The following is a 21,345-nucleotide window of genomic DNA, read 5'->3' as shown; positions in this document are numbered from 1 at the left end:
CTATTCGGCGCATCATTCGGGTTCTTCGAAGTTGAGCGGGGTTTCGTGTCGGGCGGCGGCCCGGGCGAGAGGGGCTCGCAGCTCATCGGTGATCATCTGAGTGTCTAGCCCGGATGGTCACACGTGAAGAGCTGCGAGCATGGTCAACGATACGACCCGGCTGCTGAGCCTCGACGGCCTGGCCGTCGAGCGGGTCGAGCTGGATCCTGACGGTTTCCCGGTGGTCGATCTGCGCACCGCCGATGAGCAGCACGATGCTGCCCAGACTGCGGTGTGCGGGCACAGAGGGTCAAGGAATGGGTGACGACCAGGCCGCGGGATCTGCCCGTGGCCGGGCGTACGACCCGGTTGCGGTGGCAGAAACGCCGCTGGCGTTGTGACCAGGACGGCTGCCCACGCCGGTCGTTCACCGAGCAGGTGCGGCAGGTCCCGCCCCGGACCCGGAGCACCACACGGTTGCGGCAGGCTGCCGGGGCGGCGGTCGGCGACGCCGGCCGCACGATCGTGCAGTCCGCCCGTGATCACGGCCTGTCGTGGCCGATCGTCGCGGCCGCGTTCACCACCCACGCCCAGCAGGTGCTACCGGCCGAGCCCGGCCCGGTCACCGTGCTGGGTATCGACGAGGTTCGCCGCGGCAAGCCCCGCTGGACGTTCGACGCGGTCACCGAAACGTGGACCAGGACCGCCGACCGGTGGCACGTCGGGTTCTGCGACCTGACCGGCGGCCAGGAACTGCTCGCCCAGGTCGAAGGCCGTACCACCGCAGCGGTTACCGGCTGGCTGCGGCAACGCCCCGCCACCTGGCGCCAGCAGGTCCACGTCGTCGCGATCGACATGTGCACCGTGTTCAAGGCCGCCGTCCGCGAGGTTCTCCCACACGCAATCCTGGTCGTGGACCACTTCCACATCGTGCAACTGGCCAACCGGGCCGTCACCGAAGTCCGCCGCCGCATGACCGCGACCCACCGCAGTCGCCGCGGTCGAGCCAGCGACCCCGAATGGCAACTCCGCAACCGGCTCACCCGCTCCGCGGCCCGGATGCACGCCCGGCACGTCGGCCGCCTCGCCGACACCCTCACCAACCTGCCCGCCAGGATCGGCGCACCGATCCTGGCCGCGTGGAACGCCAAGGAAGATCTACTCGACCTACTCGCGGTCGCACGCACCCACCCCGACCGGGAAACCGTCAACCGGCTGCTACACCGCTTCTACACCCGCTGCGCCGCCACCGATCTGCCCGAACTACACCGGCTCGCCACCACGATCGAGACCTGGTGGCCGCAGATCCTCGCGTTCCTATACACCGGCATCACCAACGCCGGCTCAGAAGGCACCAACCGCGTCATCAAGACCACCGCACGCAACGCCTACGGCTTCCGCAACCCCTAAACCAACGCCTCCGCACCCGCTGCGCCACCACCCGACGCCACCGCGGACACCTCAACCCCGCCTAAATTCGAAGAGCCATCATTCGTCGGTGCATACCTATCAGCGTTCGCATCAAATGAAGGCGGTGAGCAGCATGAGGACATGTCTGCCAACGGCTGTCCGGCCTGTCAGCGCATGACCGAGACGATGGCGCGGCAGGCGCGGACAGCGTGCGGTGTGGTGGACCTTGATGGTAGAGGGCTGCGACCGGTCCGGGTCCATAGCAACGCGGTGTTTCTTCTGCCCCGGGCTCGAATCATTGTGCGTGTCGGCCGGGGCGCCGATGCTGTCGGGCGGGCTATGCGGGCGGTCAAGGTGGCCCGCTGGCTGGTGGGCGAGGGCTTCCCTAGCGTGGTGCCCGTCGCGGGGATCGAGCAGCCGATCGTCGTCGCCGGGGACCAGGAGGACGAGGCTCCGGTCACATTCTGGGAGCAGGCGGACATCGGCCCGGCTCCGGAACCGATCACGGGTGCAGAACTGGGCCGGCTGCTGCGGTGGCTGCATACTCTGCAGCCACCGTTTGTCCTCCCGGTGTTTCGTCCGCTGAACCGGCTCATCGCGGCCGCTGGCGCCAGCAGCTGGCTCACCGCGTCCGACCGGCGATGGATCCATGCGAGGGCGGTCGAGCTGCAGTGCGGTCTCGACACGGTCGAGTTTGGGCTGGGGACCGGTCTGGTGCACGGTGACGCACAGCTGGGCAACGTCATCTCGGCCCGTACCGTCCGGCTGGTCGCTGATTGGGACAACGTCGCGACCGCGCCCCGCGAGTGGGATCTGGTGCCGGCTGCCGCTGAAGAACGGTTTGGCGGGTCACCGCAGTTGCTGACCCAGTTGCTCGCCGCGTACGGTGCGGATCCGACCACGGACCCCGGCTGGGGAATCCTTCGAGACATCTACGAGTTGCGGTCGGTCGCTGCGCATATCCGTCGTGCGCCGTTCTCTTCGCCGCACGCGCGCGAGGCTGCGCTGCGGATTGCGTCGCTGCGTGCGGGTGACCGCGCCGTTCGCTGGTCCGCAGTCGAGTGAACGGGCCGCAGTAGCGTGCGGAGCATGGTCAGGCAGCTGCGGTGCGGAGGGTGGCGGTCAGCCGTTCCCGGAACGCCCGGACCGCCGGCCGGGTGGCGTGCGGCGCGGAGTGGGTCAGCAGTGAGCTGAGCCTGTCAAGCACGCGCGCGGAGGTAGCGACCTCGGCGGCCATGTCGATCGCTTGGTGGCCGTCGGTGGCTGCTTGGTCCGGCTCGATGCTGGTAAAACGGGCTACGCTGAGGCTGATCTGGTCGAAGACGGTCGAGCGGGAGTAGCCGGGGGGACGGGCACCGAGTGCGGCGAGGGCTTGTTCTTCTGCGTGTGCGGCGAGATTCGCGTTATGGACGGCGGCGTCCTGCCATGCGAGGGCCGCGTTGCCAGCGAGTTCGGCTCGGCCGGTGTATGCCAGCAGGTCGTGATCGCCGGGGTCCGCGTCGGCGAGCAGGTCCTCGGCCAGCCGGATCGCGTGCTTGAGTTCGGTGATCGAGGAGGGGCCGAGCGGGGCGAGCATCCGCGCGCGCAGGTTCCACAGCATCGCCGCGGCGGCCGGATGCCGTCCGCGCGGTAGCAGCGCCAGGGCTGCGTCGACCAGCTGCAGTCCGGTGGCCGGGTGTCCAAGGTCGCGCATCTGCCGGGCCATGTCCGCGAGGAGGCTGACCTGCAGCAGTGTCGACCGCCGGTCGGTGGATTCGCGGGCGGCCTGCAGTCCGAGGGTGAAGTACCGCTGGGCGGGGCCGGCCATCTGCACATCGTGGCTCATCCAGCCGGCCATTCCGGCAAGCTCGGCGATCGCGGCGAGCATCCGGTTGCCTACCGCGTCGGTGTAGGACGTTTCGCGCAGCAGGTCGACGGCGTGCTTGAGCTGCCCGACTGCGGCCTCGCGGCTCAGGCCGCCGCCGATCACCGCATCTTGGGCGCCGAACGCGGCGGTGGCAGCCTCGATCCGTGCGACGGCCGACATGGTCAAACGCGGGGATGTCGGCGCGGAGCGGTCTGGTAGCCGCCCTGCGGGCCCGGTAAGCCAGCGCAATAGTGGATCGGTCAGCGCCTCACCCGCAGTGAAGGCGATCGCGTCGGTCAAAAGTGCGCGCCTGGTCAGCATGTCGCTCCCGATGTAGGCGGCCAGCTCATCAAGCGTACGAGCGGCGACGCAGGGAACAAGGTGCGGTGCGGCCGGAGCGGCGCCGCCACGTGACTGAGGCCAGATCACCGCGACCGGGATGCCGACGCCCCAGGCCCGGGACAGCACCTCGGCGGCCACTTCCGGCTGACGGCATGTCCCGCCGGACAGCCAGCGTTTCACGCCCACGTGGTCGTAGGACAGATGTAGGCCGTACTCGCGGTTGCCAAGAGCGTTGACCGCAGCGGCGAACTCGTCGAGCGAGGTGAAGCCACTGCCGTCGAGCAGCACCGCCAGGACCGGGTTGACGATACGTGAAGGCATCCTCATGACGTTGTCCCTCACACACCTAGAGTGACCGGCGCTGGCTCGTCCACAGAGTACCGGCGGACACATCGACAGTGGGCGAACGCACCTTTCGCGCACCTTCCTGAGCGCCCTTTACGGTCTGGTCGACCCGGTAGGCCCGGTGCCACGCTCAGTCATACGGCCGCGACGATCGAACGGCCGAGGCATCAACCGTCGCACGACGTGCTGGCCGTGCAGGACTCGACGGCCGGTTGACGCTCTGCGAGCGGGGATCGCCCCGGCGCACGCCCGACCGCGAACCGCAGCGGCAGCACCGATTGCGCTCGTGCAGGCGGCGGTCGACATCGCACCACGGCAGTCCGGACGTCCGAGCTCACCCCGAAGGAGACCTGGTGATGACAACGACCCTCCCCGGCCTCGACGGTTCAGTCCACACCGTGCTCGCTGGCGCGGACGTGCTGGATCGGAAGCAGGTCGAACAGGCGGCGGGGCAGTTGCTGCATGCCCTCGGCATCCCTGCGGACACTGAGGTCGGCCGCAACACCCCGCGGCGCATGGCCGATGCCCTCGTGCAGTTGCTCACTCCTCAGTCCTGGACGTTCACGACGTTCCCGAACGACGAGAGCCACCACGATCTGGTCCTGACGCGCGATATCGCGTTCACGTCGCTGTGCGCCCACCATCTGCTGCCATTCTCTGGCCACGCGCACATCGGCCTCTACCCCAGGGAGAAGCTCGCCGGCCTGTCGAAAATCGCTCGGACGGTGGGGATGTTCGCCGCCCGGCTGCAGGTGCAGGAGAACCTCGGGCAGCAGATCGCCGGGTTTCTGGAGGAGCAGCTGGCATGCGACGGCGTCGGCGTGGTGCTCGTCGCCAAGCACCTGTGCATGACTGGCCGAGGTGTCCGCGCCGCCGGCACCGACACGGTCACGGTCGCCACCCGCGGTCGCCTGCAAAAAGATCACGGCGCGCGCACCGAGTTCCTCCATCTGGCCGTTCCGTCGAGCAGGGCCGCATGAGCAAGTCCGCATCGGCAGGCTCGGGCACCACCACGGCCGCCGCGTCCGGGATCTATCGGATCGGCAAGATGTTCAAGTTCGATGGGGCGCACCATCTGGGCGGGCTGCCCGAGGGGCACAAGTGCGGCCGGCTGCACGGGCACGGATACACCGTGGAAGTCACACTCGCCTCGACGCGGCTGGCTGGACCCGGCTTCGTGGTCGATTTCGCGAAGCTCGATCCGCTGAAACGGCATCTGGACGGCGAGTTCGACCATCGGCTCCTCAACGACGTCATCGACGTGGAGCCGACCAGCGAAAACCTGGCGCGGCTGCTGTTCGACTGGTGCGTGACCCATCTCCCTCTGCCGGACGGTGCGTTCGTCGAGGCCGTTCGGGTGCGGGAAACCGCGACCAGTTGGGCGGAGTACCGCCAGGAGACCCCTCACTAGGAAGGGAACGTCACCTTGTCAATTAAGGTCACCGCCACGACCGGCCGGACCAGCGCGCAGGTCGGGGTCGCCGAAATCTTCTACTCCTTCCAGGGAGAAGGAGTGAACCTCGGCCGCCGAGCCCTGTTCGTACGTCTCATGAGATGCAACCTGACATGCGGGTATCCGAGACTGCCTCGCACAGCGGACGCAGTCGCCCTCGGCGCGATGGTCTGTGACACCGAGTACACGTGGAACACGGCCAAGCACGATTTGCAAGCCGCGCCGACGATGAGCGCCACCGAGATCTGGGACCAGCTGGTGAGGCTCGACCCGGCCACCGCCAACCCGGGCTTGGCGCCGGTGGATCTGATCGTCGTCTCCGGAGGCGAGCCGCTGCTGTACCCCGACATCGTCACGGCCCTTGCCCAGCGCGCGTCCGTTTCGGGCAGGTCTTTGGAGATCGAGACGAACGCCACCATCGCTCCGAGCGCCGCGCTGATCGAAGCAGGCGCGCACTTTAACGGGGGTCTGAAGCTGGCAAGCTCCGCGGTTCCGCGTGGCAAGCGGATCAAGCCGCAGGTCCTCGAACAGCTGCAGATTAGTGGACGGGCCCGGTGGAAGTTCGTGGTGACCGGCCCCGATGACGTGCGGGAAATCGCCGACCTTCAGCAGGAGTTCGGGCTCACGGAGGTGTGGCTATCCCCGGAGGGCACCAGTACCGATGTGGTCATCGACCGGATGCGGTGGCTGGCCGATGTCGCGCTGACCCACGGCTGGAACCTCACCACCCGCCAGCACGTGCTGATCTGGGGTGACAAACGTGGCCGGTGACCGCACTTTCACGATGCTCGGCTGGGACGACATCACCGCTACCGCCGACCGGATCGCGAGCGAGGTCCGCGCCGACAAGGTTCCCGACGTGCTGGTGGGTGTGCTGCGCGGTGGCGTCATCCCGGCCGTGCTGCTCGCGCACGCCCTCGGTGTGCGCAGGGTGCGTGCCGTGGAGGTTCTGCACACCACCGCCGATGGCGTTGACGCGGTGAAGTCGTCCACACCGCAGGTGGCCAACGCGGCCAGCCTCGGCGACCTGACCGGCGCGGACGTGCTCGTCGTCGACGATGTCGCCGGCAGCGGCGACACCGTCGCGCGCACCGTCGCGCTGGTGTGGGCCTCCGGGGCTGCCCGGGTACGCACCGCGATCTTCGTGGTCAACGCCGGCAACTGGCGGCGGCCACAGAAACCCGGGCAGGCGCTGACCTACATCGGGGACGCCGTCGACGGATGGGTGGTCTTCCCGTGGGAGCGCCCGTGAACGGGGCGGCCATCCGATCCCCGAGGGCCGGTCGGGCGGCCACAGCACACCGGCCGGCACTCAATTCGGAAGGGAGGACGCGATGACCGGTGTTTCCCTGTTGTGGGCGCTGCGATCGCCGTGCAACCTCGGCTGCCGCTACTGCTACTTCGGCACCATTGAGGAGCATTGGGAAGTCATGCCGGCTCAGCCGGGGGCGCTGTCGCACCTGGCGCGCACTGATCTGGACCTGGCCACCATCGCCGCGTTCGTGCAGACCCTGCCCGCATCGCGCGTTGAGCGGATTTTTCTCGCCGGCGGCGAGCCGCTGATCTGGCCGCCGATTATGGACGTGGTCGCAGGGATCAAAGCCGCCGGGGTGCAGGTGGTGCTGTGCACCAACGGCATCCCGCTCAACCGGCCGGAGGTTGTCGAGGCGATCCTCGCCACCGGGGTCGACGCCGTGTCCGTCTCGCTCGACTCCGCCGACCCCGGCTACAACGACCGGTGGCGTCCGGCCCGCAACGGCGTGCACGGCTACCGGGATGTCGTGACCGGCATCCAGGCCCTGATCACCGCCCGCGGCGCTAACCGGACGCCACGCGTGGGCATCTACTCGGTGGTCACCCGGCAGAACATCGACGCGGTCACCGAGACCGCGGCCCTGGCCGCTCGGCTCGGCTGCGACTACTTCGTGCCGCAGCCGATCGCCCTTGAGCCGGAGCACGCACTGCACCAGCAACTGTCGCTCACACCGTCCGACGCCGAAGCGCTGGCCGCCGCGTTCGCGCAGTTGTACGGCGCGCCGCCGGTGCAACTTCCCGTGCCTGGCTATGCGGGTCAGGTCATCGACGCGGTCACCGCCGAGCGTCCCGGCTTCGTGCGCGGCTGCTTCGGCGGGACCAACCTGTTCTTCATCGAGCCCGACGGCAGCGTGTGGGACTGCCCTTCCACCTTGAAGATCCGCGCCACCACTGCGGCCGACGGCCGGCGTTCGATCTGCGGCGCGAGCGCCACCACGCTGTTCGGTCCCGGCGGCGGCTGCGCCGACTGCCACCTGTTCTCCGCCGATTGCGTCAACATGTGGCCGCTGATGGGCTTCGCCCAGTTCCTGCCCACCGGTGGGCCGTCATGACGCCCGACGATCCGCGCCCTGCTGCGCTACCGCACGTCGCCGGAGTTGAGGAGGCCGTCGTCGCGGACCTTGCGCGACTGCTCGCCCGGATGCCCGACCCCGCCGGGAGTGTGCATGGCGCGGCTCTGGAGCGGGAGCTGGCCGCGACCACCGGAGTACGGCACGCGGTCGCGGTGTCCTCCGGCACCGCAGCCCTGCACACCGCGCTGCGCGCACTACACATCGGCCCAGGCGACGACGTCCTCGTCCCGGCACTGTCGGTGATCATGTCGGTCGCCCCGATCATCCACGCCGGCGCCCGGCCGGTCTTCGTCGACTGCGATCCCACCGGCACCGACCTCGACTACGACGACCTCAACCGCAAGGTCACGCCATCGGCCAAGGCGATCCTGCCCGTGTACCTATGGGGCCGGCCCGGCGACCCGGCCCGGCTCGCCCGCACGGCAGCAGAGCACGGACTGGCCGTCGTAGAGGATGCTTGCCAGGCACAGGGCAGCCGAGCCAGCGGCCGACTTGCCGGCACTACCGGCGACGTCGGCTGCTTCAGCCTCAAAGACGGCAAGGTGCTCTGGGCCGGCGAGGGCGGATATCTCCTCACCGACCGTGATGACATCGCCCAACGCGCACGGTCCTTCCGCTCGCATCAGCAGCCGCCACCGCACGAGGACGATCATCCTGCCGAGGTCGGCTACAACTACCGGCTTGCTGAGCCGCTCGCGCTCATCGCCCGCGCCAACCTTGCCCGCTTCCACACGCTGGCCGCCCGCCGTCGACACCAGGCCTGCCTGCTCGCCGACTTGCTGGCCGGCACCCCTGGCATCGACGTGACTGATGTGCCGGCCCGTCGGGAATGGAACGGCTACAGCTTCCTGGCAACTGTGACCCTGGACCAGCCCCGTGCGTTCTGCGAGCACCTTGCCCGTCGCGGAGTACCGAACAGCGTCGGCACGTTCGGTCTGATCCCCGCCGATCAGCGCCCCGCGCTCGCCCCGTTCACCACCGCGCCGTGCCCCCGCGCGGCTGCGGTCGTTGACCAGACTCTCGCCGTCGTCCTCACCGACCACGACGACGAGCAGCGCCTCACCGGATACGCGCAGACGATCTCGGAAGAGGCCCGCCGATGGAGATCGTGACCTGCGACGTCAGTCAGTCGCCACGAGCACACCACCCGGGAGCCGGGCCCGCCAGTGCCGACCAGTCACGAGGCGATGCCGCCGGCATCGCAGCGGCACCTGACACGAGGAGTGACCGATGAGCGAGATCCTGCTCTTCTCCGCCGGGCTGGATTCCTTCCCTGCCTGGCACTACCTGGGCAATCCCCGAACCTTGTACTTCGACAGCGGCCACTTCGGTCGGCAGCAGGAGATCGACACCGTGCGGGTGCTCGCTGCCGCACACGGGATGGACCTGGAGATCAGCAACGAACTCGACCTGTCCGGGCGGGCCACCCCGCAGGGAGACCTGATTCCGTTCCGGAACGTGCTCTTCGCGATGCTCGCCGCGTTCCGCGCCGAAGTGATCTGGTGCGTCGGCGTCAAGGGCGACCACACCGCCGACAAGAGCCCTGAGGCGTTCGCGCGGATGAGCGAGATGCTGTCGACGTTCGCTGGCCGGCCGATCCGGGTCGACAGCCCGTTCTGGGACATGACGAAATCGGAGATCGTGGCCTGGTACCTCAAGGCCGGTCTGCCCGTTGACGACCTGCTGCAGACCTTCTCCTGTGCGACGCCGGGCACCGCGTTCACGCACTGCGGCCGGTGTCCGAGCTGCTTGCGCCGGTGGATAGCGCTGACCAACAACGACATCACCAGCCACTTCGCCTCCCCACCGTGGACCTGGGACCGGATCCGCACCTACTACCTGCCGGCGATGGCCAGCGGCGGCTACCCGCCACACCGCGTCGAGGAGTTCCGCCGCGCCATGGCCACCGTCGGCGCAACCCCCTAGCCACCTTCGATGAGCCGCCGATCGAACCTTACCCATTGGCCGATGCCGCCGACATCACCGATACGACGACCCCCTGACGACCTGGGAGCAGCAGTGAACGTCTCCGGCCTGCGGTTCGCCGCGAACATGTCCATCCTCTACGGGCACCTGCCCCTGCTGGACCGGCCGGCCGCAGCGGCAGCCGACGGCTTCGACGCCGTCGAGTGCTGGTGGCCATTCACTAGTCCGACGCCCGACGACCGGGAGATCGACGGCTACGAGCAAGCGCTCGACGACGCCGGAGTGCGCCTGATCGCGATGAACCTCGTGGAAGGTGACATGCGATCCGGGGACCGCGGGCTGCTGTCAAGCCCACGCCGCCACGGCGAGTTCCGCGCTGGAATCGACACCGCCGTCGAATTCGCCGCACGCACCGGCTGCCGGATCCTCAACGCGCTGTACGGCAACCGGGAACCCGACGTCGACCCCGCCCGCCAGGACCAGCTGGCCCTCGACAGCCTCGCCGCCGCGGCCACTGCTGCGGACACGATCGGCGCCACGATCGTGCTGGAGGCCATCAGCCCCTGGGAAGCCCCGGACTACCCGCTCGGCGACGCCGACGCGGCGATGGCGGCCGCCGACGCGGTCAACGCCCTCACCGGCCTGACCAACACCGGTTTCCTGTGCGACCTCTACCACCACGGCCGCTCCGGCGAGGACGTGCCCGCGCTGCTGCACCGGCACGCGGCCCGCATCGCGCACGTGCAGGTCGCCGACGATCCCGGCCGCGGCCGTCCCGGCTCCGGCGCGTTGGACTACCCGGCCTACTTCGCCGCTCTCCAGGAGATCGGCTACCACGGCTGGATCGGGCTGGAGTACGAGCCGACCTGTAACCCCGCCGTCGACTACGACTGGCTGCCGGCCCTGGGACTGGCCCGATGACGCGGGCGGGCGCAGACATGCTCCACACCACCCCACCGGCAGCCGCCACGCCGGCCGATCCGTCGTGGCGGTTCGCGCCGCCGCAGGGACGCCTGGTCACGATCGAAGGGGTCTGGGGAGCGGGCAAGACCACCGCGGCCCAGCTCGTGGGCGCGCGGCTCCGGCGGGCCGGGTTCACCGTCCAGGTGATCCACTACGGCGGGGAGCCCGGCAGCATCGGCCGACTGTCGACGTTCCTCGAACGCTCTCCACTGCGCGCGCGCACCGGTCTCGGCGGATACGCCCTGCCGCATCACAGCACCGTCGATGTGCTGCTGCGCCTGTGCCGCGAGGCCCATCACCACGTCCACTGCTTCCGGCCCGCCCTGGCCGTCAACGACGTGGTGCTCGTGGACCACGGCGTCTACTCCAAGCTCGCCTGGGCTCTGGCGGTGCTGACCGAGACCGCGCCCGACACCGACCCAGCCCACACGCTGCAACGACTGCGAGCCGTCGTCGCGCCCTGGTTTTGCGAGCCCGACATGCCGGTGTTCCTCGACACGCCCTGGCCGCTGGCCCGGGAACGCGCTATCGCCCGCAGTCGCGGCGGCGGCGATCCGGCCGCGACCGAACGGCTGCTGTTCCTGCCCCGCTACACCGCCGCCTACCGGCAGGTCCTCGCCGGCCACGAGGACCGAGTGGCCCGCGTGCGAGTCGGGCTACGCGCCGCCGGCACGGTCGCCGAGGAGATCACCAGCCGGCTCCTCGGCGCGCTGCTGGCCACACCGCTGTCCCCGAACGCACCGGAGAGAGGATGAGCATGTCGTCGTGGCTCGACGCACTGCCGCGCGATCGGCTGCTGCTGGATGTCTCCCTATGGTCGGCTGACCTGTCCGCGCTCGGGGCTGAGGCCGCCCGGATCAGCCCGCACGCCGACCTGCTGCACATCGACGCCTCCGACACCCACTTCATACCGGAGCCGCTGTTCTTCCCCGATCTCCTGCGCGCGGTCCGGCCGCACACCGACAGGCCGCTGCACGTGCACCTGATGGCGCACCGGCCGGCCCGGCTCGCATACACGTTCGCCGACGCCGGCGCGGACCTGATCACCGTCCACGCGGAAGCCACGGGCGCGGCCGACGCCATTCGCGCGATTCACGACGCCGGGCTGCCGGCGGGGATCGCGCTGATGCTCGACACCGACCCCGCTGACGTCCGTGGACTACTCGCCGAGGCCGACGCGATCGTCCTGATCGGCACCCCCCTTGGCACCAAAGGCACCACCCTGCAGACCGCCGCCTTGACCAAAATCACCGCGACGCGGCGGCTGCTGGACGCTGAGCAGCGGCAGATCCCGATCATCGCCGACGGCGGCATCCGCCAGAACACCGTCGCGTCGCTTGCCGCTGCCGGGGCCAACGGTGTCGTACCCGGCTCATTGCTCTGGGCCAGCCGCGACCTGCCCGGCACCGCCGCATGGATCCGCACCCACCAACCGATGCCGCCGGCATCACCAGAAAGGCAGACCCCACGATGACCACCGCACCTGACCTGTCGGGCTGGACGGTCAGCCTCGACCTGTGGGGCACCCTGATCGTGCACGGCGACCAGGCGGCCGTGACGGACTGGCGGGTAGCCGAGTTCACCCGCGTCCTGGACGCGTTCGGGCACGCCAGACCCGGCTCCCAGATTCGCCACGCGGTGACTACCGCCGATCGCCTCGCCCTTCACCGGCAGCGCCACGACGGCACGCAGCCCACTGTCGGTGAACTGTTGGCAGGGATCCTCGACCCGCTCGCCGTCCGGGCGACGGCGGAGATGCTGTCGGTCCTCGAAGTCGTGCACACCCACGCGAGTCTGCGCGGATGCCCGCACCCGATCGAGGGCGCGCAGGACGCACTGCGGGCGCTGGCCGGAACTGGTGCGCGGCTTGTGCTGACCTCGAACACGTTGTCGACCTCGCCGCAGGTGCACCGACAGTTGCTTGACGACCTTGAGCTGTCGCCGTTCTTCGCCGACATGCTGCTCTCCGGCGAGCTCGGCATCGCGAAACCACGTCCGGAGGTCTTCGCCACAATCGCGGAACGCGCGCACACCACGCCGGAGCGAGTGGTGCACGTCGGCGACGACTGGCTCACCGACATCCGGGGCGCACTGGATGCCGGCTGCCGCGCCGTGCACTACCGGCCGACCGGTCGTCCGGCCCGACCTGACGTCCTCGCCATCGCCGCACTCGACCAGCTCGTTGACGCGGTGCTCACCGCCCGCCTGCCCGCCGATGCCTTGTCCTCCTCGGAGCCGCGATGACCACGACCGCATCGGCTAACGCACTGACCGTGCTGCCTGCGCACGGCGTCGGTGCCGCCTTCCACCTGTCCGACCTCCTGGCTCGTCACCACGATGGCGGGAACACGGTATTCGTCAGCGACGCCGTCCTGCACCACGGCATCGGGGACGATCCGCTGCTCTACACCGCCCACCGCGATGTCCTGCCGCGCCGGCATGTACTCGGCACTGACTGGCGCGCCGACCTGGTCGAATACCAGCCCGGCGTGCTGCCTGGCGGGGAACTTCACCGCTCGACCGGGCACTGGAACACCCCGGCGCAACTGGAGGTCTTCCAGACTCTGACCGGCCGCACACTGATGATCACCGCCTGGTGGACCGCCACCGGCCAGCCGACTCTGCGATATCAGGAGTGCCCCGCCGATGCACTGGCGGTGATCCCGTTCGGCGCCTGGCACCTCACCCTCGTGCTCGACGGTCCGGCCGCAGTGTTCAACTTCTACGCCGACCTATCCACCGCCGGACACCCGCCCGCAGAGCGGGACAACGTCGACGCGAACAAGTACCGCCGCGCGCCGGCCGTCGAGATCACCGCCGTGCGGGCCGGCGACGGATTCCAGCTCACGGGCGCCGGGTTTGCCGCCTGGTGGCCCGCACAGCAGACCACCGAGCCCGCCTGGTTGCGCGAGGTTTTCACTGGCGCGAGTCTGCCGGATTTCTACCGCGCCGCAGACCAATCCGCGTTCGCCGCTCTGACCCGGCACGCGCACCGCCATCTGCCCGCGCACACGCCGCACCATCGCGAAACGGAGAGCCGATGACCCGCCCCACACCTATCAGCCCGGCCACGGTCGCCGCCAGCAGCTGCGCGGCGACGTTCCGGTGCGGCAACGCCAGCGTCGCCCTCCACACCGACGACGCGCAAGCGCTGGCCGAGGCCCGACGAGTCCTCTACTCCTACGAGGAACAACCCGCCGGGCCCGCGACCTGGCACATCTACCTCACCCTCGATCCCGACGTCGTGAGCAGCACGGAAGCCACCACGGACGGGCGGCGCTTCGACATCGGCCCGCAGAGCTACGCCTACCAACGCGGGCCTGGGCCGTCGAGCACCTTCTGGGTGCCCGACCGAGGCACACTGCTGTACGCCGACCAGGAGTCGAGGACGATTGGGGTCCGGTGCGCGACTGCGGAGGCGGCCGGGCTGTGGGCGCCGCGACTGGTGCGGCAGGCGATGACCGGGCAACTGCTGGCCGAGGGGGTGGTCTACGGCCATGCCGCCGCGTTCACCTGCCGCGAGCGCGGCATCCTGATCGCGGGCCACCGCGGGCGCGGGAAGACGACCACCCTGCTGGCCGGGCTGCACCACCTCGGCGGCGACTACGTAACCAACGACCGGCTGATGCTGCACGCCAACGACGCCGGTCTACACGGATACCCGTGGCCGATGCCGTTGCGCGCCGGGATCGGCACGCTCGCCGCCCTGCCGCACCTGCGCCACCATGTCCCCGCCGGCCAGCGGGCGTTGACGACGGACGAGAAGTGGACCTTCCCCCACAAGATCGCCATCGAGCCGGATGACTTCTCCGACTTGCTGCAGCGGGGCGGGAAGGTCGCCAGCCAGATGACCCCATCGGTGATGATCTGGCCGCACCTCGATCCCCGTCGCACCGGCGTCAGCGTCGAGCGCGTCGACCCCGACGAGGTGCGCCAGACGTTGGTCGACACCCGCATGTTCATGCACGACCCCGCGTGTGGCACCAGCGCGCACATCAACCAGTGGCTCGTGCCCGGCCCGGCCGACGAGGTCACTGACGCCCACCTGCAACGCACCGCCGCCGCGCTGGCCACGCGGCCCTGCTACCGCGTCCACGCCGGCGCCGACCCGGCCGCGCTGGCCGACGCCGTCGGGACGCTGCTCGACGCCGGAGAGTCCCGATGACCGCCGCGCCCGCCACGTTCTTTCCCGACACCACCGGCTGCCCTCGGGCGTACCGGCTGCTGCGCGCCGCCTGCGAACCCCCCGGTACCGCAACCGACGTCGGCCTGGTCGACGAGGAACTTCGGCCGCTCGGCGAGTTGCTGGAGTACGCCATCGTCGCCAAGATGCTTTGCCTGTTCGCCGACTGGCTCGACCGCCACGGCTACACGACGGGCCTGGCCCGGCCGATGCAGCAGTTCCTGCGGGGACAGCGGCGGCTCAACACCCACCGCTGGCGTATGCACCACCGGGAAGCCGCCCGCGTCATCGCCATCCTCGCCGGCTGTGGCATCCCGGCCGGCGCGATCAACGGGATCGCGCACGCGAGCCTGCTCTACCACGGCGACGGATCCCGCCAGTCCAGCGACGTCGACATCCTTATCCCCGCCGAGGCCGCCGACGACGCCGTGAACGTCCTGACGAGCTGCGGCTACTACGCCACCGGGCGCCGGCCCACCTCCCTGCACCGAGACTTCGACGATCCCCTGGTCCCCGGCCTCACCCTCGACCTGAGCACGCGGCTGGCGCACACCAGCGAACCTGCCGACATCGCCTCCGTCCTCGCTCGCCGCACACCTGCGGCGCAGCATGCTGCGGATCTGGAGCCGTTGCCGATCCTGAGCCGCGATGACGGGTTTCTGCACACTCTGGCCCGCGTCGCCGCGCAGCGCCGCTGGCCCGCGCTGGCCGACGCGCTGCGCTACAGCGCGCACCCCACCACCGCGACGGCGGTCGCCGTGGTGACCGCGTCTGCGCAGACCGGATGGCAACTGCTGCGCTCCTGCTGGCCACAGCTGCCCGAACGGCCGCCGCTGTCCGAGGCTGACATCGGTGATGCCGGCGGCATCACTACTCGCCACCCGGAGATTGGAGGCCGGCCATGATCGTGCAGTTGGCCGGGCTGCCCGGCACAGGCAAGAGCTCGCTGGCCGCCGCGCTGCGTACGCACCTCGGCCACGGCTGTCTGGTGCTCGACAAGGACCAAGTCCGCGCCGCGATCTACGAGTCCAGCGGCCACGTCACCTACAGCCGTGACCAGGACGACTTCGTCGTCACCCTGCTGCACCAGGCTGCCCGCGAGTACCTGACTCGACAGCCGGATGCCACGGTCATCCTTGAGCGCACCTGCACCCGTACCTACCAGATCAATGACGTCGTCCGGCTCGCGGCCGGGCTGCACCAGCCGCTGGCGATCATCAGGTGCTGGTGCCCCGCTGCTGTGGCGCGAGCGCGCCTCGACGCCGACCAGCAGCAAGGCCAACACCCAGCTGCCGACCGCGGCTTCGCCCTCTACCAGCGGCTGCAAGCGACCGCGGACCGGATCAACGTCCCGGCGCTGCATCTGCGCACCGACACAGCGGTGGCCCAGATTCTCGCCGCCGTCGTCGCCTACCTCGACGACATATCCACAGCATCCTCAACGGTGGGAGGAGTCGTCCGATGATGATCGACGTCGCCGTCTTGCTAGACATCGCACTCGACGCCGTGCACTGCGGCATCCAGCGGTTGAAGACCCAGGCCGTCCAGCAGGTCATGGCCAAAGGCGACCGCGACGTGGCCACCGACCTCGACCACACCATCGAACGCGAGATCCTCGCATTCCTGGCCGAGCGCACCCCCAGTATCGACCGCTTTGGTGAGGAATCCGGCGGCAATCCAGCGACCCCGCACCGATGGATCCTGGACCCGATCGACGGCACCCTCAACCTCGTCCACGGTCTGCCGCTCTACGGCGTCTCCCTGGCGCTGACCGACGGCATCCGTCCACTGCTCGGCGTGATCAGCCTGCCCGCGCTCGACCGCACCTACTGGGCAGCACCCGGCATCGGTGCCTGGCGAGACGGGAACCCGATCGCCCCGTCCACCGTCACCGGCCTGCCGAAGGCGATGATCGCGATCGGCGACTACGGCACCGGCGACGACGCGCCGGAACGCAACGCCGTCGCCGTAGCCCTGCACACCGCGCTCGCGCCGGTGGCAGGGAAGGTCCGCATGCTCGGCTCCGCAGCCGTCGACCTTGCGCTCGTCGCGGACGGCACTCTCGACGCCAGCATCACCTTGGGGAACCGAGACTGGGACATGGCCGCCGGCGTCGCGATCGCCCGCGCGGCGGGCGCGGCCGTCACCGACACCGACGGCAACCCACACGACAGTCGGTCGTTGACCACGATCGCCACCGCACCCGGAGTTACCGGGGCCGTCCTGCGCATCCTGGCCACCGCCACCACCGGAACCCGATACGACAGGAGCGCCACCGCGTGCTGATCGCCTTCGAAGGCTTGCCCGGCGCCGGGAAGACAACCCAATCCCGCGCCCTCGCCGCGCACCTGTCCCAGCGCGGCACCGCCGTCACCTACCTGCCCGACAACCTCACGCGTCACGCCGAACCGCTCGGCCAGACCCTGCTGACCCTGTTCGACTCCGGCGACCCGTTCTCCCGGCACGACAGCGTGCTCACCGACACCTACCTCGCGGCCGCGATCCGCGCCGACACCTACGTCACCCACATCGCCAGCGCGCTCGCCGCCGGGACCACCGTCATCGAAGACCGCGGCCTGCACACCCTCTACTCCTACAGCCTCGCCGGGCTGCTGCAGAAACACCGGACCCCACCCGACGAGGCCATCGACTGGCTGCAGCAGGTCGGCGCGTTCGCCGGCCCGGCCGCCGACCGGTCGGTGTGGCTGCGTCTTCCCCCCGACGACGCCATCGCCCGCGCCGAGCAGCGGCAAGGCCATACGTACACCGACGAGCAGCGCGCGTTCCTGCGCTACGTCCACGACGCCTACACCGCCCTCGCCGAGACCGGCCCCAGCCTGCGTGTTATTGACGTCAGCGGACTCGGCACCGACGACACGCACCAGGCGGTGCTCGCCGCCATCGCCGACCTGACCGTACCCGCCGTCGACTTGTCCACCACCTCGTGACGTCCATAGTCGCGTCATGCGCCCCAGGGCGAAGCCCGGCCACTACCGTCGGTCCCCTACGGTCCGTTTCGTTCCATCGACCTGGAGCCAAGATCCCATGCCTATGCCGCTCATCGACGTTCCCGCCGATCTACTCGCCGAGCTCCGCCGCGTGCGCGCCGGTGCCGACGACAATCGCGACGCCGCACTGTCGGCGATGGGCCTGCGCCCCCTCACGGGAGGCATGCAGAACGACCTCTACCTGTGGACATCTCCGCACAGCGACGACGTGGTGATCAAGCTGTACGTCAAGACCGACCGGCAGCGCATGGAGCGGGAGTGGGCGGCCCTGACCCTGCTCGCCCCGCACCAGCTCGGCACCGTCCCCGCCCCGCTGTGGCTCGACGACGCACCGGTCGAGCCCGCGATCGGCATGACCCGGCTCCATGGCCAGCCGCTGATCGAGGCCGCGGACCAGCTGGCCGCCCTGCGCGCCCTTGCGCACACCACCACGCAGCTGCAGGCCGTGCCCCTGGCCGGTCTGCTGGCCGGACTTCCCCGGATCGACACCGGTGAGCACTACATGATCCGACTGACGCAGGCGTGGCCGGAGCTGCTGGCCGACCAGCCCGACGACCCGCTCGCCCCCGCCATGAAGCGCCTGCTGGCGGTCTGGCAGCGCAGCGGGGACGCGGACCTGGTCACGGGGTCAGCCGCACCGGTCCTGTCCCGTGGTGACGGAAACCTGCTCAACTGGATGATGACCAGCGAAGGCGCCGCCTGCGTCGACTTCGAGTACGCCGGGTTCAGCAACGTGGCCTTTGACGCCGCCGACCTCATCGAGCACATCTCCGGCCGCGCAGTCCCGGACAGCACCTGGGCGCAGCTGCTGCCCGACCTCGGCGTCACCGACGCCAACCGACGCCAGTTCGCCGCGAACCAGCGCACCTGCGCCCTCCGATGGCTGGCGGTCCTTTGGAAGCAGCGCGACCGCCGCCGCGAGGAGTTCAATGTCCAGCACGAGCGGGTCGAGATGCTCTACAGCAGCGCCAACCCCTACGCCTGACCTCCGCCCTCAGATTCGGCCGGCCGTGTTCGCGCGAACCTCAGGGTCCTCGCGAACGCCTCCTCCCAGATGGGCAACACGTGTGCATAGTCGTGAGTCGCAGCCAGGTCACGAGCCGCCTGTGCCATCCTTTCCAGGCGCGAGGGATCGTCGCGCAGCAGCGCGACTCGGTCGGCGAAGCGCCGGGCCACCGCAGGGTCCGCCGGGTCCCCGTCGATCAGGAAGCCCGTCACGTCGTCTACGACCCGGTCCGGCAGCGCGCCCGCCGGCGAACACACGATCACATCACCCGCAGCTGCGGCCTCCAGCGCCGCGATGCAGCAGGTTTCCGGGTACGTGGTCGGATACAGGTAGAACTGCGCGGTCAGCTGCAACTCGATCAGGTCAGGCTTCGCGACCCGCCCCAGGAACCGCACGCCTTCCGCCGACATCGCCGCCGCCCGCCGGTACAGATCTCCCGCTCGCCGCTCATCCTCGTCCGCCGTGATCCCTCGCAGTAGATGGCTCGACGCCACGAACAGCTCCGCGCCCGGATACGCCCGCCGGATGGCCGGCCACATGTCCAGAAGCGGTTCCAGCCCACGTTTCGGATTCGCGGCGTGCAAGAACCTTCCCGGGACCTTCGGCAACCTCTGGGCATAATGTGATATGTCTAGCCCGTCGGCGGTGACGACCCAATTTGCCGTCTCAGGATAGCCGAAGTTGTCCAGATAAAGACTCCGCTGGAAATTAGAGAACGTGATCAGGACGTTGATTTCGTCGTTCACGACCTGGTCAAGAAGACTGTCGTTAGGTGTTTTCAAGCCAAGTTTTGCCACCCTGACGGGAGCATTGAACCTTCCGGGATCAGTTCTTTTCGTTCGCACCCAGAATATGATCACATCCCGGTACTCTTCTTCTCGCAAGAAAGGTAGGGGATACCAGTGCACGCCCTGATCCTCGACACGGGGGCAGTCCGCGAAAACCCGCACCTCGTGGCCCCTCGCGGCGAGTCCGCGGGCAGCAAGCACGAGCGCGGTCTCGTTGCCTCCCAGGCCCTTGCTTTCCAGGTCGGAGGGCTGCACGGACAGGTATCCCGGATGCACGATATCAATTTCCATGAGACTCCCAACTGGCAGAAAATCGCGCTCAGGCGCCTCAAGGTCGCCAGTTTAAACGACCGAGACGAGATTGATAGAATGCTACACATTGAGCGATTGAGGCACAACCGGTCCGGCGACACAAACTCTCCGAAGGGTGGAGATGAACGTTCTCGTTCTCGACCTTGACGATACGCTCGTTGACGACACTCGCGCTACCCGCGAGTCAGTCGCCCAGGTACTTGTATCGGTAGATCTGGCCGCTGATTCCAGGGCAGTGGATCAGGCTTTGTCACATATCCGCAAGATGTGGTCACGTCATCCCCATCGCCATACCGGGCCACTCACCTCTGTCAGCGGATGGGAAGTGTTATGGCTGCCTACCGAATGCTCTGGGCTCCCTGTGGCAGTCGCGGATTCTCTGCACAGACACGAGATCCGGGTCTGGCAGGCGATCATCGAGTCGCTGCGCGGCGACCCGGGTCGGGCGGTTGCGATGGCCCGTACCTTCCGAGCCTGCCGTCGTCGCGCCCTCCGGCTGTTGCCGGGGGTTGAGGCCGGGTTGAAGGTGCTTGGGCAAAAGCATGCGCTGTGGGTGGCGACCAACGGCCTGCCGGCTCAGCAGCGCATGAAGATTGCAGCCACCGGGCTGGAGCCGCTCCTCGACCGGGCCCTGATCTCCGGTGAGGTCGGGGTAAGCAAGGCCGACCCCAGGTTCGCCGAGGAAGTTGGGCAATCACTGCGGCAGGACGGACAGCGAGTCTGCCTGGTCGTTGGCGACAGCACCACCCAAGACCTGCAGTTGGCAGGCAATGGCGGCTGGCCGGCAGCCCATATATGTCCGGAAGGCGTGTGTGCCGCCGACGTACCTCGTGGCGTGGTCGTGAGTCATGCGCCGTCGCTTGCGCAGGTAAGCGTGCGCTGCGGCTGCTGACGGAGGAGTTCGTGTCCGGCGGGGCCGCCGCGCCGGTATCGCTGCGCACGCTGCAGCGAGCGTTCGCCGCCGAGATCACCCCTGCGCAGGTCGCGGTCGCGACGGCTAGGACCGGGCCCGCCGGGCGAAGCTGGTTTACCTACGCCGTACCGCCGGGTACCGCAATCAGGTGCGGGAGGGCGACCACAAGACTGACCTCGCCATTGTCGGCGGCTGGCTCGCCGGGCCTGATGCCCAATTTGGCAACGAGTGGGGATGATTGACTACGCCTGTTCGCGGGTGAGAGATGCGCCTGGCTTGCGGGTGGCACGTTAGTCGATCGAGATGTCGCCTGACAACGGCTCACTGCCTTCTTCGACCGCCGAGCTGCCCGCTACGGAAGTTGAGGGTTCAGCTGCCTGTGGGATTGGTTGACCGCCCTCGGCATGCCGGAGGTCAGGGCTGTCAAGGGTCAGGACGAAGTCCTGTCCGATGGCCTTGAGTTCTCCTCGTGGGCGGACAGCAG

At 69.1% G+C, this 21,345-nt stretch carries 23 protein-coding genes and 1 pseudogene; 21 read left to right on the top strand and 3 right to left on the bottom strand.

Annotation, left to right across the window (positions count from 1 at the left end; translation table 11 throughout):
- Positions 1 to 139: 139 nt before the first annotated feature.
- Positions 140 to 1,454 (top strand): annotated as a pseudogene (locus V6U90_RS27650) (ISL3 family transposase).
- A gap of 76 nt (positions 1,455 to 1,530) precedes the next feature.
- Positions 1,531 to 2,454: an aminoglycoside phosphotransferase family protein gene (locus tag V6U90_RS27645; RefSeq protein ID WP_334442728.1), complete on the top strand. Its 924-nt coding sequence runs from the start codon at positions 1,531 to 1,533 to the stop codon at positions 2,452 to 2,454.
- Positions 2,455 to 2,482: 28 nt separating this feature from the next.
- Here the strand turns inward: V6U90_RS27645 and V6U90_RS27640 are convergent, their stop codons facing one another.
- Positions 2,483 to 3,865 (bottom strand): hypothetical protein, encoded by a 1,383-nt coding sequence (locus V6U90_RS27640; protein WP_334442725.1) that lies wholly within the window; start codon positions 3,863 to 3,865, stop codon positions 2,483 to 2,485.
- A gap of 413 nt (positions 3,866 to 4,278) precedes the next feature.
- Here V6U90_RS27640 and folE point away from each other — a divergent pair, with 413 nt between their 5' ends.
- The 18 genes from folE (at position 4,279) to V6U90_RS27550 (ending at position 18,827) form a co-directional block, all read left to right on the top strand.
- Positions 4,279 to 4,902 (top strand): GTP cyclohydrolase I, encoded by a 624-nt coding sequence (folE, locus tag V6U90_RS27635; protein WP_334442723.1) that lies wholly within the window; start codon positions 4,279 to 4,281, stop codon positions 4,900 to 4,902.
- Complete coding sequence (locus tag V6U90_RS27630; protein WP_334442721.1) at positions 4,899 to 5,333, top strand: 6-pyruvoyl trahydropterin synthase family protein; 435 nt, start codon at positions 4,899 to 4,901, stop codon at positions 5,331 to 5,333. The genes folE and V6U90_RS27630 overlap by 4 nt, the downstream gene beginning before the upstream one ends.
- A gap of 207 nt (positions 5,334 to 5,540) precedes the next feature.
- On the top strand, positions 5,541 to 6,146 hold the full coding sequence (locus V6U90_RS27625) for a 7-carboxy-7-deazaguanine synthase QueE (protein WP_334442718.1): 606 nt from the start codon (positions 5,541 to 5,543) through the stop codon (positions 6,144 to 6,146).
- On the top strand, positions 6,136 to 6,627 hold the full coding sequence (locus V6U90_RS27620) for a phosphoribosyltransferase (protein ID WP_334442716.1): 492 nt from the start codon (positions 6,136 to 6,138) through the stop codon (positions 6,625 to 6,627). Before V6U90_RS27625 ends, V6U90_RS27620 begins: the two co-directional genes overlap by 11 nt.
- Positions 6,628 to 6,709: 82 nt before the next feature.
- Entirely contained in the window at positions 6,710 to 7,741 is a 1,032-nt protein-coding gene (locus V6U90_RS27615; RefSeq protein ID WP_334442714.1) for a radical SAM protein, read from the top strand.
- Entirely contained in the window at positions 7,738 to 8,874 is a 1,137-nt protein-coding gene (locus V6U90_RS27610; protein WP_334442712.1) for a DegT/DnrJ/EryC1/StrS family aminotransferase, read from the top strand. Before V6U90_RS27615 ends, V6U90_RS27610 begins: the two co-directional genes overlap by 4 nt.
- A gap of 118 nt (positions 8,875 to 8,992) precedes the next feature.
- Positions 8,993 to 9,688 carry a 7-cyano-7-deazaguanine synthase gene (locus tag V6U90_RS27605; RefSeq protein WP_334442710.1) on the top strand — a complete coding sequence of 232 codons (696 nt, stop codon included), beginning with the start codon at positions 8,993 to 8,995 and terminating at the stop codon, positions 9,686 to 9,688.
- A gap of 93 nt (positions 9,689 to 9,781) precedes the next feature.
- Entirely contained in the window at positions 9,782 to 10,609 is an 828-nt protein-coding gene (locus V6U90_RS27600) for a hydroxypyruvate isomerase family protein (RefSeq protein ID WP_334442708.1), read from the top strand.
- Between the two features lie 17 nt (positions 10,610 to 10,626).
- Complete coding sequence (locus V6U90_RS27595; RefSeq protein WP_334442706.1) at positions 10,627 to 11,406, top strand: dTMP kinase; 780 nt, start codon at positions 10,627 to 10,629, stop codon at positions 11,404 to 11,406.
- Positions 11,403 to 12,125 carry a ribulose-phosphate 3-epimerase gene (locus V6U90_RS27590; RefSeq protein ID WP_334442704.1) on the top strand — a complete coding sequence of 241 codons (723 nt, stop codon included), beginning with the start codon at positions 11,403 to 11,405 and terminating at the stop codon, positions 12,123 to 12,125. The genes V6U90_RS27595 and V6U90_RS27590 overlap by 4 nt, the downstream gene beginning before the upstream one ends.
- Positions 12,122 to 12,895 (top strand): HAD family hydrolase, encoded by a 774-nt coding sequence (locus V6U90_RS27585; protein WP_334442702.1) that lies wholly within the window; start codon positions 12,122 to 12,124, stop codon positions 12,893 to 12,895. The genes V6U90_RS27590 and V6U90_RS27585 overlap by 4 nt, the downstream gene beginning before the upstream one ends.
- Positions 12,892 to 13,695 carry a hypothetical protein gene (locus V6U90_RS27580; RefSeq protein ID WP_334442700.1) on the top strand — a complete coding sequence of 268 codons (804 nt, stop codon included), beginning with the start codon at positions 12,892 to 12,894 and terminating at the stop codon, positions 13,693 to 13,695. The genes V6U90_RS27585 and V6U90_RS27580 overlap by 4 nt, the downstream gene beginning before the upstream one ends.
- Positions 13,692 to 14,816, top strand: a complete 1,125-nt coding sequence (locus V6U90_RS27575) for a hypothetical protein (RefSeq protein WP_334442698.1) — start codon at positions 13,692 to 13,694, stop codon at positions 14,814 to 14,816. Before V6U90_RS27580 ends, V6U90_RS27575 begins: the two co-directional genes overlap by 4 nt.
- A complete protein-coding gene (locus tag V6U90_RS27570; protein WP_334442696.1) occupies positions 14,813 to 15,739 on the top strand; it encodes a nucleotidyltransferase family protein in 927 nt (308 codons plus the stop codon). Before V6U90_RS27575 ends, V6U90_RS27570 begins: the two co-directional genes overlap by 4 nt.
- Positions 15,736 to 16,299 carry an AAA family ATPase gene (locus V6U90_RS27565; protein WP_334442694.1) on the top strand — a complete coding sequence of 188 codons (564 nt, stop codon included), beginning with the start codon at positions 15,736 to 15,738 and terminating at the stop codon, positions 16,297 to 16,299. The genes V6U90_RS27570 and V6U90_RS27565 overlap by 4 nt, the downstream gene beginning before the upstream one ends.
- Positions 16,296 to 17,120, top strand: a complete 825-nt coding sequence (locus tag V6U90_RS27560; RefSeq protein ID WP_334442691.1) for an inositol monophosphatase family protein — start codon at positions 16,296 to 16,298, stop codon at positions 17,118 to 17,120. The genes V6U90_RS27565 and V6U90_RS27560 overlap by 4 nt, the downstream gene beginning before the upstream one ends.
- Complete coding sequence (locus tag V6U90_RS27555; protein ID WP_334442690.1) at positions 17,114 to 17,782, top strand: dTMP kinase; 669 nt, start codon at positions 17,114 to 17,116, stop codon at positions 17,780 to 17,782. Before V6U90_RS27560 ends, V6U90_RS27555 begins: the two co-directional genes overlap by 7 nt.
- 97 nt (positions 17,783 to 17,879) lie before the next feature.
- Entirely contained in the window at positions 17,880 to 18,827 is a 948-nt protein-coding gene (locus V6U90_RS27550) for a phosphotransferase family protein (RefSeq protein WP_334442688.1), read from the top strand.
- On the opposite strand, the gene V6U90_RS27545 is transcribed toward V6U90_RS27550, so the two are convergent.
- Positions 18,818 to 19,927, bottom strand: coding sequence for a glycosyltransferase family 4 protein (locus V6U90_RS27545; protein ID WP_334442686.1), 1,110 nt, complete (start codon positions 19,925 to 19,927; stop codon positions 18,818 to 18,820). The two genes, V6U90_RS27550 and V6U90_RS27545, sit on opposite strands and share 10 nt — an antisense overlap.
- A gap of 142 nt (positions 19,928 to 20,069) precedes the next feature.
- Between V6U90_RS27545 and V6U90_RS27540 the strand changes: the two genes are divergently transcribed.
- On the top strand, positions 20,070 to 20,840 hold the full coding sequence (locus V6U90_RS27540) for an HAD family hydrolase (RefSeq protein ID WP_334442742.1): 771 nt from the start codon (positions 20,070 to 20,072) through the stop codon (positions 20,838 to 20,840).
- A gap of 311 nt (positions 20,841 to 21,151) precedes the next feature.
- Here V6U90_RS27540 and V6U90_RS27535 read toward each other — a convergent pair.
- A partial coding sequence (locus V6U90_RS27535) for a hypothetical protein (protein WP_334442684.1) occupies positions 21,152 to 21,345 on the bottom strand: 194 nt, incomplete at its 5' end.

This window comes from Micromonospora sp. CPCC 206060 (assembly GCF_036906895.1).
Classification (GTDB): Bacteria; Actinomycetota; Actinomycetes; order Mycobacteriales; family Micromonosporaceae; genus Micromonospora.
The sequence above is the reverse complement of the archived record's forward strand: the minus strand, read 5'-3'. Positions and strand labels throughout refer to the sequence as shown.